Source organism: Nonomuraea sp. NPDC049400, from assembly GCF_044466425.1.
GTDB lineage: Bacteria > Actinomycetota > Actinomycetes > Streptosporangiales > Streptosporangiaceae > Nonomuraea.
Genome location: NZ_JBITMP010000019.1, coordinates 101,676 through 115,831, shown reverse-complemented (window position 1 = coordinate 115,831; position 14,156 = coordinate 101,676). Strand labels below are relative to the sequence as shown.

The 14,156-nt window shown below is 67.5% G+C and carries 12 protein-coding genes; 5 read left to right on the top strand and 7 right to left on the bottom strand.

Translation table 11 applies throughout. The features are described from left to right. Positions 1 to 564: 564 nt before the first annotated feature. Together rpsB and ACIBVN_RS28840 are read right to left on the bottom strand one after the other, a co-directional pair. Positions 565 to 1,449 (bottom strand): 30S ribosomal protein S2, encoded by an 885-nt coding sequence (rpsB, locus tag ACIBVN_RS28845; RefSeq protein ID WP_397141555.1) that lies wholly within the window; start codon positions 1,447 to 1,449, stop codon positions 565 to 567. 512 nt (positions 1,450 to 1,961) lie between these two features. Beyond that, positions 1,962 to 2,570 carry an ArsR/SmtB family transcription factor gene (locus ACIBVN_RS28840; RefSeq protein ID WP_397141553.1) on the bottom strand — a complete coding sequence of 203 codons (609 nt, stop codon included), beginning with the start codon at positions 2,568 to 2,570 and terminating at the stop codon, positions 1,962 to 1,964. Positions 2,571 to 2,989: 419 nt separating this feature from the next. On the opposite strand from ACIBVN_RS28840, the gene ACIBVN_RS28835 reads away from it, so the two are divergent. Both ACIBVN_RS28835 and ACIBVN_RS28830 read left to right on the top strand, forming a co-directional pair. Continuing rightward, complete coding sequence (locus ACIBVN_RS28835; RefSeq protein ID WP_397141709.1) at positions 2,990 to 4,330, top strand: MFS transporter; 1,341 nt, start codon at positions 2,990 to 2,992, stop codon at positions 4,328 to 4,330. Between the two features lie 349 nt (positions 4,331 to 4,679). Further along, a complete protein-coding gene (locus ACIBVN_RS28830; RefSeq protein WP_397141551.1) occupies positions 4,680 to 5,783 on the top strand; it encodes a LysM peptidoglycan-binding domain-containing protein in 1,104 nt (367 codons plus the stop codon). Between the two features lie 432 nt (positions 5,784 to 6,215). Here the strand turns inward: ACIBVN_RS28830 and ACIBVN_RS28825 are convergent, their stop codons facing one another. Continuing rightward, positions 6,216 to 6,758 (bottom strand): class IV adenylate cyclase, encoded by a 543-nt coding sequence (locus ACIBVN_RS28825; RefSeq protein ID WP_397141549.1) that lies wholly within the window; start codon positions 6,756 to 6,758, stop codon positions 6,216 to 6,218. A gap of 24 nt (positions 6,759 to 6,782) precedes the next feature. Here ACIBVN_RS28825 and ACIBVN_RS28820 point away from each other — a divergent pair, with 24 nt between their 5' ends. Both ACIBVN_RS28820 and ACIBVN_RS28815 read left to right on the top strand, forming a co-directional pair. Then, positions 6,783 to 6,980 (top strand): hypothetical protein, encoded by a 198-nt coding sequence (locus ACIBVN_RS28820; RefSeq protein ID WP_397141547.1) that lies wholly within the window; start codon positions 6,783 to 6,785, stop codon positions 6,978 to 6,980. A 104-nt stretch (positions 6,981 to 7,084) separates the two neighbouring features. Continuing rightward, on the top strand, positions 7,085 to 8,170 hold the full coding sequence (locus ACIBVN_RS28815; RefSeq protein ID WP_397141545.1) for a peptidoglycan DD-metalloendopeptidase family protein: 1,086 nt from the start codon (positions 7,085 to 7,087) through the stop codon (positions 8,168 to 8,170). A 223-nt stretch (positions 8,171 to 8,393) separates the two neighbouring features. On the opposite strand, the gene ACIBVN_RS28810 is transcribed toward ACIBVN_RS28815, so the two are convergent. Further along, positions 8,394 to 9,257: a tyrosine recombinase XerC gene (locus tag ACIBVN_RS28810; RefSeq protein ID WP_397141543.1), complete on the bottom strand. Its 864-nt coding sequence runs from the start codon at positions 9,255 to 9,257 to the stop codon at positions 8,394 to 8,396. A gap of 581 nt (positions 9,258 to 9,838) precedes the next feature. Beyond that, positions 9,839 to 11,083: a DNA-processing protein DprA gene (gene dprA, locus ACIBVN_RS28805; protein ID WP_397141541.1), complete on the bottom strand. Its 1,245-nt coding sequence runs from the start codon at positions 11,081 to 11,083 to the stop codon at positions 9,839 to 9,841. A gap of 124 nt (positions 11,084 to 11,207) precedes the next feature. Between dprA and ACIBVN_RS28800 the strand changes: the two genes are divergently transcribed. After that, positions 11,208 to 11,417, top strand: a complete 210-nt coding sequence (locus ACIBVN_RS28800; RefSeq protein ID WP_397141539.1) for a hypothetical protein — start codon at positions 11,208 to 11,210, stop codon at positions 11,415 to 11,417. A 288-nt stretch (positions 11,418 to 11,705) separates the two neighbouring features. Here ACIBVN_RS28800 and ACIBVN_RS28795 read toward each other — a convergent pair whose 3' ends face one another. Further along, positions 11,706 to 13,241 (bottom strand): YifB family Mg chelatase-like AAA ATPase, encoded by a 1,536-nt coding sequence (locus ACIBVN_RS28795; protein ID WP_397141537.1) that lies wholly within the window; start codon positions 13,239 to 13,241, stop codon positions 11,706 to 11,708. Continuing rightward, positions 13,242 to 13,601: a YraN family protein gene (locus ACIBVN_RS28790; RefSeq protein WP_397141535.1), complete on the bottom strand. Its 360-nt coding sequence runs from the start codon at positions 13,599 to 13,601 to the stop codon at positions 13,242 to 13,244. Positions 13,602 to 14,156 lie beyond the last annotated feature (555 nt).

The following is a 14,156-nucleotide window of genomic DNA, read 5'->3' as shown; positions in this document are numbered from 1 at the left end:
GGCGCCGGAGTCCCGTCGCCCACCCTGGTTCTGGTACGGCAGGCGCTTGCCGTACGGAAGCCTTTGTCTTGCGTCAGCCTTTGTCTTGCTTTGCGGGCCCCGGCTCGCCTGGCATACTGCCCAGCCTCGCCCTGGCATACCATCCCGGACCGATAGCGCCCAGCACCGACGCCACCCGCCCGGCCCACCACACCGGCCCAAACCCAGCAGCCCGACCCGGACCACCGCGCCCAGCCCGAGCCCTATCGCCCGACCCGGCTGCCCGGCCCGGCTCGCGTCTGTCGTGACCCCGGCCCGGCTCGTAGTGCCAGCCTGGCTCACCGACCTGGCACGGCTCGCGGCCCCAGCCTAACCCGGCGCCCAGGGTGGCTCGACGCCCCTGGCCCAGCTCGAACTCCCAGCCGAGCCCAGCGACACCGGTCCGACTCGGCACTCTGGCCCGACCGTTCGTCGATCTCGCCGTACTGTGCCGGGGATGGAGGCCCGCGCCCTACCTGGTGAAGTACTCACTCACCTGGCCGGCACGGGCCCGTACCCGCATGCCTTGGACCGAAGCCCTCGGCGTCAGGCCTGCTGCTCGGCGTCGCCCTCGGCAGCGGCGGCCTCAGGAGCAGCCTCAGCCGGAGCCTCAGCCGCGGGAGCGGGCGCTTCCGCCTCGGCAGCCGGGGCCTCGCCGGTGCCCTGCTCGATCAGCTCGCGCTCCCACTCGGCCAGCGGCTCGGCGGCGGCCGGCTTCTCGTCACCGCGGGCGGCACCGGAGCGGGCCATCAGACCGGCCGCGACACCGTCGGCGACAACCCTGGTCAGCAGGCCGACGGCGCGGATGGCGTCGTCGTTGCCCGGGATCGGGTAGTCGACCTCGTCGGGGTCGCAGTTGGTGTCGAGGATCGCGACGACAGGGATGCCAAGCTTCTTGGCCTCGCTGATCGCGATGTGCTCCTTCTTGGTGTCGACGACCCACACCGCGCTGGGCACGCGGCCCATGTCACGGATGCCGCCCAGCGTGCGCTCGAGCTTGTCCTTCTCGCGGCGGCGCATGAGGAGCTCCTTCTTGGTGAGCCCCGAGCCCGCGACGTTGTCGAAGTCGAGCTCCTCGAGCTCCTTCAGCCGCTGGAGCCTCTTGTGCACGGTGGAGAAGTTGGTGAGCATGCCGCCCAGCCAGCGCTGGTTGACGTACGGCATGCCGACCCGCGCGGCCTGCTCGGAGATGGCCTCCTGAGCCTGCTTCTTGGTGCCGATGAACAGAATGGTGCCGCCGTGGGCGACCGTCTCCTTGACGAAGTCGTAGGCGCGGTCGATGTAGGAGAGCGACTTCTGCAGGTCGATGATGTAGATGCCGTTGCGCTCGGTGAAGATGAACCGCTTCATCTTCGGGTTCCAGCGCCGGGTCTGGTGACCGAAGTGAACGCCGCTCTCGAGCAGCTGTCGCATGGTGACGACGGGGGCCATGTGCTGGTCCTCCAGGTCTTGGCGCCCTGCGGATGGGCGCGGTTCTCGGTTGTGCCGCGACAGCGCGTAGTCTGCCGCCCTGATGCCCCGAAACCTCGCCAGCCGGGCCGTAGCCCGGACCGATGGCGCGGTCCGCAATGAGGCATGCGAAGTCGGCCTGTGGTCACAGGCCACCGAAAAGTCTACCTCCCACACCAGCCCAGCCTGACCGTCAGCCGTCAAACGGACATCTCTCGCCCCTCTGCCACCACACCGGCGCCATCGCGATCACCCAGGCATCACAGCAAAGACCGTCGCGTCACTACGCGAGCCACCTCGTCACCGCGCCTACGACTCCAAGGGTCCAATCCGACGCCTTCCCCGGCCTACTGACCACGCCACCCCCTGGCCCGACATCAGACCGCGCGTACAGCGACAACCGCGTACCACGAAGGATCCGGACCAGCAGCCGGAGACGCGTACCCCTCGAACCTTCACGCCGGCAGCAGACGCCGGAGTTTATCCGCCTCCGCTCAGCGTGCCGCGTCGTGATCCTCGGTAGGCAACCCCTGCACCGGCCTCTTCGCCACCGGGAACAGGTTGACCTGCACTTCGGCGACCCTGGCCCCACTCGGCGCCGCCTTCTCGTCACGCTTGGCGGCGATGTACGGCTCGATCAGCTTCTCGATCGACTCGTTGAGCCGGGCCAGCTCCTCCGCGTCGACCCTGATCCGCATACGGCTGAACCGGGTGACATCCCGCCACTCAGCCGACTCCCTTTCGACCTCGGCCAGCGCACGATCCGCCTCTTCGTTGGCCTCTCGGCGGAACGCCAGCATCAACGACACCTTGGCATCCCGCACATCCGGCTGATCGCCGGGCAGGACTCCGATGGAGATCGGCGCGTCCACGGACTTCCACAGCCGCTCCCTGCCGTCGCCCCGCGGCGGCGCGTCCTCAACGAACCCGTACTTGGCAAGCATGCGCAGGTGGTAGCTGGCGGCACTGGGCGTGATCCCCGCGATCTCCGCCACTTCGGTGGCGGTAGCGCTCCCCTCGACCCCCAGCCGGCTGAGGATCATCAAGCGCGCCGGGTGGGCCAGCGCCCGCATTGCCTTGGGATCACTGAGCCCCTCACTCATGCGGCCAAGGGTACCCCGACGCGAGTTCTGAAGCATTGCTTTCATAACTATGAAGGGATATCTTCACAGTTATGAAGCGTTCCCTTCACATCTCTCGCGCACCCGACCACGGACCGGTCCACCACCTCACCGCTCCCCACAACGCCCCAGAACACAACCTTGGGAGGCAGCACCGCCAGCCGAACCACGACACAGCGACACAGCACCACGTACGGAACCACGACCTTGAGACACGGGACCACGAACCGAACCACGCCCCTGAGACGCATCGCCGCGATCCGAGCCACGACCCTGAGACACATCGCCGCGATCAGCATGACGACCCCACCACTGACCACAATTGCCCCGAGCGGAACCCGACCGCCCAGGACCACAGGTCCAACCATCACCACCCCGACGTCCACCACCCCACCACGGACATAGCGGATATAAACGACACAGGCGCGGCCCAACCACCCCCGCTCAGAAAGCAGCGCGACTACCGGCTCCTCTGGACGGCCCGCACCATCTCGGTCACTGGCTCAGAGGTGTCCAAGCTGGCCATCCCCCTGACCGCGGTCACTCTGCTGACCGCCTCCCCCTCACAGATGGGACTGCTGACGGCCACCGCCTCGGTGCCCGCCCTGCTGTTCGGTCTCCAGTCAGGCGCCATCGCGGACAGGCTCACCCGGCACCGCCCGGTGATGATCGCCTGTGAGCTCGCATCGTGCGCAGCCGCCATCACGGTCCCCGTAGCCTGGCTACTCGGCCTCCTCAACGTCGCCTGGTTGATCGCCGTGGCCCTGGTGATCGGCTCGGCCGGAGTGCTCTTCAAAGCAGCGAACTTCCCTTATGTCGCAGCAGTCGTCGCGCCTTCCCAGCGAACTGAGGCGATGGCCGGCTTCCATGCCTCCTACTCGGTGGCCTCGGTCAGCGGCCCCAGTCTGGCGGGTCTGTTGGTGCAGCTCCTCACAGCCCCGCTGGCCGTGCTCGCTGAGGCGCTGTCCTTCCTGACCTCGGCCCTCTTACTCCGCGCCATCCGAACCCCTGAGAAGAACGAACCGGCAACTTCCCGAGGCATGTGGCGCGACGTCGTAGAAGGCCTGCGAACCAGCGTCACCCATCCCGTGCTCCGCGCCCTCCTGGGCGCAGGCGTCACGATCAATTTCTTCGCGATGGCGTACACAGCCGTCTACATGCTCTACATGGTCAACACGCTGAACATCCCCAAGGCCCTGATAGGTGTCCTCATCGCCTTGAGCGGCATCGGCGGGCTACTGGGCGCCTGGGCAACGGCCCGCCTGTCCAAGCGTTACGGCGAGAACCGCGTCCTGCTCGTCTCGGTGCTCTTCTTCCCCATCGAAATCCTCGCGGTAGGCCTGCTGACCGGCCCTCTGTGGTGGAAACTCTCGCTACTCGCGCTGACCGGAACGATCATAGGCGCCATCGTCGTCGCCTTCGCCACCTGTATGGGCGCCATCGCCCTCCGCGAAACCTCGCCCGAGCTCCGTGGCCGAGTGAACGCCACCATGACCTTCGCCGTGCAGGGCGTTCTGGCCCTCGGCGGCATAGCCGGAGGCGTACTCGCCGAGTTCCTGGGCCTACGCCCGGTGATCCTCATCTGCGCGGCAGGCATAGCACTGAGCACGATCTGGATCTGGACGTCTCCCCTACGCCCGCGCCGTACACGATCCGCGCCCACCGCCACGCCAGGCACCAACCCGACCTTGTCTCAAGAAATAGATCTCTGGATCACTTCCAGGCGCCGTTCCATCCCCTGACCGCATCAGCCGCCGACCTCAGCCGCTTGCGCACCCGGCCAAAGTCACTCTCACAACCGCCACCGACCTGTCCGACACCGCCCTCCGGCAGCCCATCATCGCAGCTCTCCGCCAGGCCCCAAGCCATCATCCAGCCACTTATCCACAGGCCATCAGCCACGCCTCGCCCCATCCTGGCCACCGGTATCCGCGGGCGGAACGCCGCACCTGGCGCCCACGCGGGCCGCGGGCGCCGGCCGCGCCCATTGCACAGCTCCTGCTGCGAGCCGCCACCGAAATTGTGTGGCTGCGCCGGACCGGAATAAACTCGCCATCGGCGAAAGTGATTATCGGTTTCAGGAGTCGGTCAGTGGGCGGTGGAGGCAGCGTCAGGGTCGAGGCGTGGCCGAATGAGGCGAGCACGCTGGAGGGCATCGCCAGGCATATGTACGGCGACGCCGCGCAGTGGACGCGGATCTACGAGGCCAACCGGGACGCGATCCACCATCCGGACCGGCTCCGGACCGGGCAGGTGCTCCGCGTCCCGGCGTATTTGCCGCCGGGCGACCGGCGCGCGAGCGCAGTCACGCTCGACCCACCCGGTAAAGACGAGTGGAAGCATTGGAGCGCTGAACCGCGCCTGCCCAGGGAGTGGCCCGGCCTGGATGAGGACCGAGCGGACGGCTTTGAGGTACGGCACGCCGACCTGCGCGCCGCCGGGCGGCGGCTTGCCTCTATCGGCAAGCAGATCTCAGAGATAGAGTTCCCCACGCTCGGCGAGGCCCCCCTCGGGTGGAACGAGGTGGCGTCGTTCATGACGCGGGTGAGCGAACTGCGGTCAGCGGTGCGGACGTTCCTAAGCGACACGCGTGCGGAGATCATGGTGGCCGCGGCCCTTATAGGCGCGGCCGAGAACCGGTACGCCGGCCTCGAACCTGACGAAAGGGTGCCGAACCTCAAGGTGAGTAGCGTCTACCCGCGGGGGTCGAGAGAGCCCGGCCCGCCGCGCCCCCGAACGTACGTCGATGCCATGGAGAGCAACGAGATCGGCGAAATGATGATGCGTGCGGCGCCGGAAGCGCTGAACCTTCCCGATGTCGTCGCCGCCGCGAACCGGTCCGCCGACGATCTGGCCGCACTGACCTACGCCCTGTTCCACAAGGCCAGGGAGATTCGCGAAGCCTGGCGAGGCCCCGCCGCGACGGCGGCGCTGCACGCGCTTCGGCGGATCTACGCCACCCTGCGAGGCCTCGCCCATGTGGACGGCAGCGTGGCCACGGTCACAGCGGAGTTCTCCGGCGTGCTGTCCTGCGCCCGGACCCACGCCCTCGACCTGGTCCTCCAGGGCGGCGGCAACCTTCGTCTCCGTCCGCACCTGCGCACCGTGAACGAGCGGATCGACACCTTGTATCGCGGCCTTCCCACCAGGGTTCACCTTGCTCTCCCCGGTCTGATCAGCGCAGAGGGCGGTTGAATCACCACCAAGATCGTCGCCTGGATCACGGTAGCGCACTGATCCTCGGGATCGCGCTGACCTGGACGGAGGTGGATCCGGCGCTGCCGCGCAGCGGAGCGGCGCGGGTGGGCGTGGCTGGGGCAGGCGGTGATACCTCGATCAGATGACTCGGAAGGTACACCCTTCCCGTCAGATCCACAGGTTTCGATCATTGCTCGCGCTAACAGCGGCTCGGCTCACTACTGGGACTGGCGATCCATGCCCCCAGCAACGGCACGTACCAACCCACCCCCTGGTTCACCGGCACCCCGAAGGAAGCCCTCGATCTGGTCTGCGACCTCCACGTGACCCCTCACGGACTGACCACCTCAGATCCGAAAGTCCACCCCCGAGAGACTTCCAGGCAAGGCCGCTAAGGCACCAAGCTGCGGATGGCGCGGGCAAGTAGCCTCATGGGTTGGTGGGTCGTTGGTGGTCGCGGTGCTCTGTGACTGCTTCGGTGTAGTCCATGGTCGATAGATCGTCTTCGGTGATCCCAAGGTCGTACATCTGCAATCTCACCGCTTCAAGTGCGGCCGGAAGCTGATCGAGGCTATCAACGATCGTCTCGATCTCCAGGAAAGTACCGTCCAGTTCGGGGACAGTAACCATGGTTGCCAGCATGGCGCGTCCCCTCGCTTGAAACTGCCAATTGGTGCAGTACTTCTCGAATGAGATGTACGGGTTGTAACCAAGACTCCTCAGGATGGTGTCGATCGCCTCCGCGTCGGCGACTTCTGTCTCGTCCTCGGGCTTGGAATGGCTGGCCTCGTCCACCATGGGCGATTTGTGGGTCAGCAGAACGTGACGTCCCTCGTTGCTGGTCACCGTGCGGACGCGCAGCTCACGGCCGATGGCAGTGAGGGAGCGGTCCAAGCTGTCGTAGTAGGTGTCGCGGTAGATGGTGGTTGCGCTCGTGGCCTGATGATCGTACGCGGCCGAACTGCGAGCCATCACCCTCACCCCCTGGAGATGACCATGCACAACACGATCCATGACCAGACGCGCGACATCCACGACAGCACCGAGTACGTCACGCCTCGGCCGGTCCGTTTCGCCCAAGGCTGGATGTTCATCCAAGCCTTCCTCGGGCTCATCGCCAGCGTCCTGCTGGTGGCCCTGCTGGCACCGGCCGGTCCACTCACGGGCCAACCGGGTCAACACGGGGCAGCGTAGCCCCAAAACCCCAGGTCAACCCCCTGATTGTGGAAAACCCAACGTCCTCCACAGAATCCCGTTCGCTCCCCCGCCGCCCCGGCGCGACTAACCACACTCGCGCCATGAACTCCGTCCGCAAAGCAAGACCGAAAGCCTCGCCCGTCCGCCGTCTCCTCAAGCCGACCAGGGGAGCCCTGACGGCACTTGCGCTGCTCCTCACCGCCGCGATGATCTTGCTCCCGACTGCCCCCGCAAGGGCCTCTCCACCCACCTGGCGCTGGCCGTTGGACGGGCATCCCCGCATCCTTCGCCGCTTCGCCCCACCGCCGGAGCCATGGCTCGCCGGACACCGCGGCGTCGACCTGGCCGCTCCCACAGCCACCCCGGTCCTGGCGGCGGGCCCGGGCACGGTCCGCTTCGCCGGCCCCGTAGCGGGAAAGGGCGTGGTCACCGTCGAGCACGAGGGCGGCCTGCGTACGACGTACCTCCCTGTCGAAGCGTCGGTACGCCGAGGCCAACCCGTCGCCTCAGGAGCCAGACTCGGCGTCATTGAAGCCTCGACTGGCCACTGCCAGGAGTCCTGCCTGCACTGGGGCCTTCGCCGCGGCACCGACTACCTCGATCCCCTCCTGCTCCTAGGCCACGCCCCCATCCGCCTCCTCCCCCACTGGCCCATAGACAACAACGCCCTCAAGCCCCCAGACGAGGGCGCCCTCGGGCCCCCAGGCGAGAGCACCCTCGGGCAGATGGCGGCCCGAAACGAGATCACCCACCCCCTCAACCAGCAACAGTCAAGATCCCAATCAGCTCCCCGCCCTCTACAACCGAGGGAACCCAAAGCCCTCGGCACCGCCCCAGCCTGGCCCGCCCTGACTGCGAGCACTGCACCACCGCCCCCTCACGACGGCTCGCCAAAGGAGCAGCCACCACCCCTGACGATCCCGAACCTCACCACGCCGACCGCCTCAAGCCGTCGGACTGAGCCCGCCGCCCCTCAGGCCACGAAACTCGGTTTGCTGACCCGCTCAGCCTCGACTCCCGCGGCACCTGCCATCGGCCTGGGCGCACTGTTCGGGATGGCCCTCCTGATCACAGCCCTACGCCGTCACGGACGTACTCGGACGACCCAGCACACTCACAGGGGCCAACACCGCAGACGTCGCCACAGGAGAAGACCCCGAAAGCACCGGCACCCGCCATCGCGATGAGAGGAAAGGCCCCAAACAACGAGCAGCCCCATCAACGCAGAGCCCAACACCGATCAGCTACACCACCACGCATGAGCAAGGAGCAAGGAACAAGGAACAACGTTCACATCAACATCAAGACGCGGCCCAACGAGGTCGACCAGCACCAAGGAGGAGATTCAACAGAGCCGGCAGGGGACCGGAAGATCGATCAGGAGCGCACCCGATCACCACGTCCCTACCATCAGGCCCTCGGATGCGCCTGCCGATACGCCGCCCTCAGACGCTCAATCGAGACATGCGTGTAAATCTGCGTGGTGTTCAGCGACGCGTGCCCAAGCAACTCCTGGACACTCCGCAGATCCGCACCGCCCTCGAGCAGGTGGGTCGCCGCGCTGTGCCGCAACCCATGCGGCCCCATGTCCGGGACCCCGTCCACCTGAGCCAACCTCGCATGCACCACTCGCCGAACGGTCCCCGCGTCGATCCGCCCGCCCCGTACCCCGAGGAAGAGCGCAGCACCTGACCGAGCCCGCACCCACAACGGCCGCCCGTGAATGCACCACCTGTCCAACGCCCGGAGAGCAGGCAACCCAAACGGCACAGACCGTTCCTTACGCCCCTTGCCCAACACCTTGATGACGTGCCGATCCCGATCCACATCATCGACATCGAGCGCACACAACTCACTCACCCGCACGCCAGTGGCGTACAGCAGCTCAAGAATGGCCTGGTCCCGCAATTCCTTGGGTTCCTCCGTCGAAGGAACCTCAAGGACGGCCTGCGCCTGCTCCTGATCGAGCACGGAAGGCAACGGCCGTGCTGCCTTGGCACTTCCCAGCAGCAAACCAGGATCCGCAGCCAGCCAGCCGCGGCGATGGCAGTAAGCGGTAAAGGTACGAACGCACGCAGTCCGCCGCGCCAAGGTAGCCCGCGCCTTCCCTGCGCGATGCTGCTCCGCCAGCCACTCTCGCAGCACCCGGATGTCCAGCTCCTCGAGCCGCCCATCCACGTGATCAAGCAGCGAGTTCACATCAGTCAGATATGCACGCACGGTGTGCGATGAAAGGTCCCTTTCAAACCGCAGGTGCCGACCGAACTCCGCCACCACTTCATCCCGACCAACACCCCCATTCGTCCCCATACCGGCGTCTTCCCCCGCGCTCCCGCTCACAGCCACCTCGCCACCGCCCCGGATAGTGCCATCACTCGAGAACCACCATCTCGTCAGTTACCAATGCCTCGCAATCACCACCGACCGCCGCCTCACTAGCCGCGCTCACCGTCAAAGAAGGCACTGGGCGCTACTCCATGACGACCCGAGCGACTGGTGCGGCGCCATCGCCGACGCGCCGCACCCGGCGACGCGCCACGGCGCCGCCGCCAACGCGCCGCCCTGGCCGTCATGGAGTAGCGCCAGGGCGGTCGCCCTCAGGACCTGGCCGGTGGTCTTACGGATTTGACCAAACGTCATCCCAAGGAAGCCTCGTCGAACGCACTCCTCGAGCGAGCCGAACGCCCCGCAGGACCGGCTGATCATTCCTCGTCTGCCCGGACTCCCCATGCTCTAGCCTCAAGTCCTTCGGACCTGTCCAAACGCCCTTCTCAGCCGTGATGGCCTTTGCCCAGCCTCAAGTCTTTGCGGCCTATCCAGATATCCCTCTCAGCCGTAATGGCCCTTGCCCAGCCTCAACGGCCCTCCTCCCAGGTAAGACCGGGCGTCTCGAGGCGCGGGAGGTCGTCGTCGGGGAACGGAGGTTCTTCGGTTGGGTCGGGCGCTGGCCTGGGCGGCGGTTCGAGGACGGCGGAATCTGGGGCTTTGCGGTAGGAGGCCGTTTGCCTGCGCAGGCGCCAGCCGTTCGTTGTGCGTTCTATGTAGCCTGCGGCGGCTAGGCCGCCCAGGGCGCTCAGGGCGGCGTCCAGGCTTATGCCTGCGGCGACCGCAATCGACGCTGGGCCGGCGCCGCCTCGGGAAGGGATCGCGTCCAGGACCTTGCGGGTGGTCTCGTTAAGTTTGTCTCTGGGGACCGCCGGGGGCCGGCTCTGAGGGGCCAGATCGTCGCCTATTACGCCTACGAGGTCGATCATTTCCTCTGGCGAGGTGACGCATACGGCCTTACGTTCGCGCAGGAGCTTGTGGCAGCCCGCTGACACGCCTGACGTGATCGGGCCGGGGACTGCGCCCAGGTGCCTGTTGAGGGACAGGGCGTGGGCGGCTGTGTTGAGGGCCCCGCTGCGCAGGGCTGCTTCCACCACCACCGTGCCTCTCGACAGGGCGGCTATCAGGCGGTTTCTGATCAGGAAACGGGCTCGGGTGGGATGGACACCGGGCGGGCACTCGCTGATCACGACGCCCTGGCCTCTGACGGCGGCGAACAACGTGTCGTGATCCGCCGGATAGCAGACGTCCACGCCGCAGGCCAGGACGACCACCGTTGGCGAGTCGGCGGCCAGGGCGCCTCTGTGGGCCGCGCCGTCCACGCCGAAAGCGCCTCCAGACACCACGGTCCAGCCTGCTTCGCTCAGACCGACACCGAACTCGGCAGCGATGTGGGTGCCGTACGACGTGGCGGCTCTGGCTCCCACCACCGCGACGGATTTGAGGCAGGAGAAGCGCAGGTCGGCCGTACCGTGGAGCCACAGGCCCAAGGGACGGCCGGGGCCCAGTTGGTCTAGCTGGGTGGGCCACTCGGAGCTGCCGGGGATGATCAATCTGGCTCCGGACTTCTCTCCGGCTTCGAGGTCTGCTGCCGGATTGGCGGCGGCCAAGCGGGCGTGCCAGGCGTTCAGGCGGGCAGCCAGGTCGGGTGCACGGTCTTGCTGGGCTTCGCGGGCTCGCTGGGCCTCCTGGGCCGTGAACTCGGGCGGCAGTGCGCGTGCGCGAATCGCCTCCACTGCCGCTGGAGCGCCGTACTGCATTACCAGGCGGCCCATGACGGGGTCCCCGACGTCGGCGGCCCTCATAAGAGCGGCTCTGGCCTCAGCCTCGGTCTGGTTCTGGTTCTGGAGCTGGGCTTGGGATTCCGCTTGCGCTTGGGGTTGGGGTTGCACTGCGCCTGTGCCGCTCGCGGTGGCGGTGGCAGTGTTCGCGCCGCTGCCGCTGCCAGCCGCAGCGGCAGCGACGGGGTGTGCCCACATGCCGGTGGCGGTGCTGGTGTCTGTGACGACGGCGGACGTGGTGCGGCTGCCGGTTTGGGTGACGGGGGAAGCGGCGCTGGCGGTGACGGTCGAAACGTCGCTGGCGGTGACGGTCGAAGCGTCGCTATGAGTGATGGTGCCGGCGGCGGGGCTGGGCCTCGTCCCGATCGGGGTGGCTTCTGGGGAACCGCTCGCAACGGTGCCTTCCGCAAGGGTGCCGGTGCCGCTGTTGTCCGGAGTCGAGGCGGGCAAGGCCGCTGTCGAAGTCGCCCCAGGAACAGCAGTTGGTTGAGGTAGTAGGGGCTTGTGTGCTTCTCGGGGTGGGGCGGACATCAGGGCTCCTAAAAGGGTGCAGGGCTGGAGGAGGTGGTGGTGAGGGTCGCTTTTGGGGCTCTGCGTGAGTCAATGGGTGTCGGCGTCACGAGTGCACTCCGAGCCAGAAGCCGAGGGCGGCGTTGGTTTCGTCCTGCTCCGGAGTGTCTTTGTCGGCCAGGTCGGCGAGGGTCCAGGCGACGCGCACGACCCGGTCCAGGCCGCGGGCGGTAAGGGTGCCCGAGTCCAGGCAGGACGTCATGGGCTTCATGGCCTCGCTGGATGGCCGGTAGTCCGAATGGAGGAGGGATGAGGGGATTTCGGCGTTCGTACGCCAAGGGGTGCCGGCCAGACGCTTGGCGGCTCGTTCGCGGGCCACGAGCACGCGTTCGGCCACCGCCTTGCTCGTCTCCACGAACTGGCGGTCGGCCAGGAGTTCGCGTCTGGACGAGCGGACCACGGTGACCTTCATGTCGATGCGGTCGAGGAGCGGGCCGGAGAGCCTGCCCAGGTAGCGGCGCCGGATCGTGGGGGTGCACTTACAGGTCTCACCCTGATCCTCCGTCTGGGCGCAGGGGCAGGGGTTGGCGGCCAGCACCAGCATGAACCTCGCCGGGAACGTGACCGAGCCCGCCGATCTGGAGACCGTCACGCGGCCGGACTCCAGCGGCTGCCGCAGGGAGTCGAGCACGTGGCGAGGGAACTCCGGGGCCTCGTCCAGGAAGAGGACGCCCCTGTGGGCGAGGGAGACCGCCCCCGGACGCACGACCGCGCTGCCGCCGCCGATGATCGCGGCTGACGTCGCCGTGTGATGCGGGGCGACGAACGGGGGCCTGCTCATCATGGGTGCGTTCGGCGGCAGGACGCCCGCCACCGAGTGGATGGCCGTGACCTCCAGGGCATGGTCGAGCTCCAGGTCCGGCAGGAGGGTGGGCAGCCGCTCGGCCAGCATGGTCTTGCCGGTGCCCGGTGGGCCGAGCATCCAGAGGTTGTGGCCGCCTGCCGCGCACACTTCGAGTGCCCGGCGGGCGACCGGCTGGCCCACCACGTCCGCCAGGTCCACTGCCGGGTCGACGGCGGACCTGGGCGGCTCCGCGCCCTCCTCGACCCGGGGCTCCAGCGCCTCTTCTCCCTTGCGCAGCCATTCCACGAGCTGGCGCAAGTGCGCCACCGGAACCACCTTCACGTTGGGCACCAGGCCGGCCTCGGCTGAGTTCGCGGAGGGGACGACAACTGTGACGTCCCCGTGTTTGGCCGCCCCGAGAATGGAGGGCAGCACACCGCGTACGGGCCGTATGCGGCCGTCGAGGCCGAGCTCGCCCAGGAAGAACAGCTCCGCGATGCGTTCGGCGGGGATCACTCCGGCAGCGCTCAGGATGGCCACTGCTACGGCCAGATCGAACTGAGATCCTCGCTTGGGGAGGCTGGCTGGGACAAGACTGACGATGATGCGTGCGTCGGGCCAGGGATAGCTGCTGTTGACCGTGGCGGACCTTACCCGGTCGCGGGCTTCGCTGAGCGCCGTGTCGGGGAGGCCGATGAGGTGGATGCCTGCCAGGCCGTTGCCCACGTCGGCCTCCACCTCGACGGTGCGGCCCGTGACTCCGATCACGGCCACGCTGCGGGTGCGGGCCACGGCCATCTAGATCGCCCCCCGTACGTGGTTGAGGGCGAAGTCACCGGCGAAGCGCTCGAGGGCGATCACATCCACTCGTACGGCGTCGAACCTGCTCGGCTGAGTGGCCAGCCACCTGGCCGCGAGCATCCGGAGCCGAGCCAGCTTGGCCGGGCTCACGGACTCCAGGGCTGTGCCGTGGGATCTGCCGGATCGGGTTTTGACCTCGACGACGACCAGGTTGGGGCCGTCTTCGGCGATGATGTCGATCTCGCCGTGGCGGCAGCGCCAATTACGGTCGATGATCTTCATTCCCTGGGCCTCCAGGTAGGTCACGGCTACCTGTTCGCCTTGTTTGCCGAGCTCTAGGTCGTGCTTCGCGGCCATGTGCCACCTCCGTCGGTCCGCTCGTGGTCCGGGCACTGACCTTCGCGGATGAGGAGCGGTGGAGGAGGGGCCGAATGGGGTTCTGGGGATAAGGGGGGTGGGTTACCAGTTGGTTGTGGATGGCGACTCAAGGGCCCTGGGGACGTGCGCCATATGACGGGCGCTGTCGGTGCCGGCTCACGGATGGCGGATGCAGCAGAATGCGGCGGAATGCAGCGGAATATGACGGACGTTGGGGTCCGTGGTGCTGGTCCTTGCCGGTGTTCAGATGCAGAGGCGGCGTGCAGGGCGCTGGCTCACGCCCGATGTGCGCATCTCTGGCTCTCGGGCGTGGTGTGCGCGTAAGGGCATGCGGGGTCCCGCGTGTTGACGGATCGGGGCACACGGGATCGCGGGCATTGAGCGCTCGGGCACACGGGATCGCGGGCATTGAGCGCTCGGGCACACGGGATCGCGGGCGTTGAGCGCTCGGGCACACGGGATCGCGGGCGTTGAGCGCTCGGGCACACGGGATCGCGGGCGTTGAGCGCTCGGGCACACGGGATCGCGGGCGTT

Coding starts and splice junctions, on each gene's coding strand:
- ACIBVN_RS28815 (WP_397141545.1), top strand. CDS start 7,085: ATGAACTCCGTCCGCAAAGCAAGACCGAAAGCCTCGCCCGTCCGCCGT.
- ACIBVN_RS28825 (WP_397141549.1), bottom strand. CDS start 6,758: ATGGCTCGCAGTTCGGCCGCGTACGATCATCAGGCCACGAGCGCAACC.
- rpsB (WP_397141555.1), bottom strand. CDS start 1,449: ATGGCCCCCGTCGTCACCATGCGACAGCTGCTCGAGAGCGGCGTTCAC.
- ACIBVN_RS28790 (WP_397141535.1), bottom strand. CDS start 13,601: ATGGCCGCGAAGCACGACCTAGAGCTCGGCAAACAAGGCGAACAGGTA.
- ACIBVN_RS28795 (WP_397141537.1), bottom strand. CDS start 13,241: ATGGCCGTGGCCCGCACCCGCAGCGTGGCCGTGATCGGAGTCACGGGC.
- ACIBVN_RS28840 (WP_397141553.1), bottom strand. CDS start 2,570: ATGAGTGAGGGGCTCAGTGATCCCAAGGCAATGCGGGCGCTGGCCCAC.
- dprA (WP_397141541.1), bottom strand. CDS start 11,083: ATGGGCCGCCTGGTAATGCAGTACGGCGCTCCAGCGGCAGTGGAGGCG.
- ACIBVN_RS28820 (WP_397141547.1), top strand. CDS start 6,783: ATGCACAACACGATCCATGACCAGACGCGCGACATCCACGACAGCACC.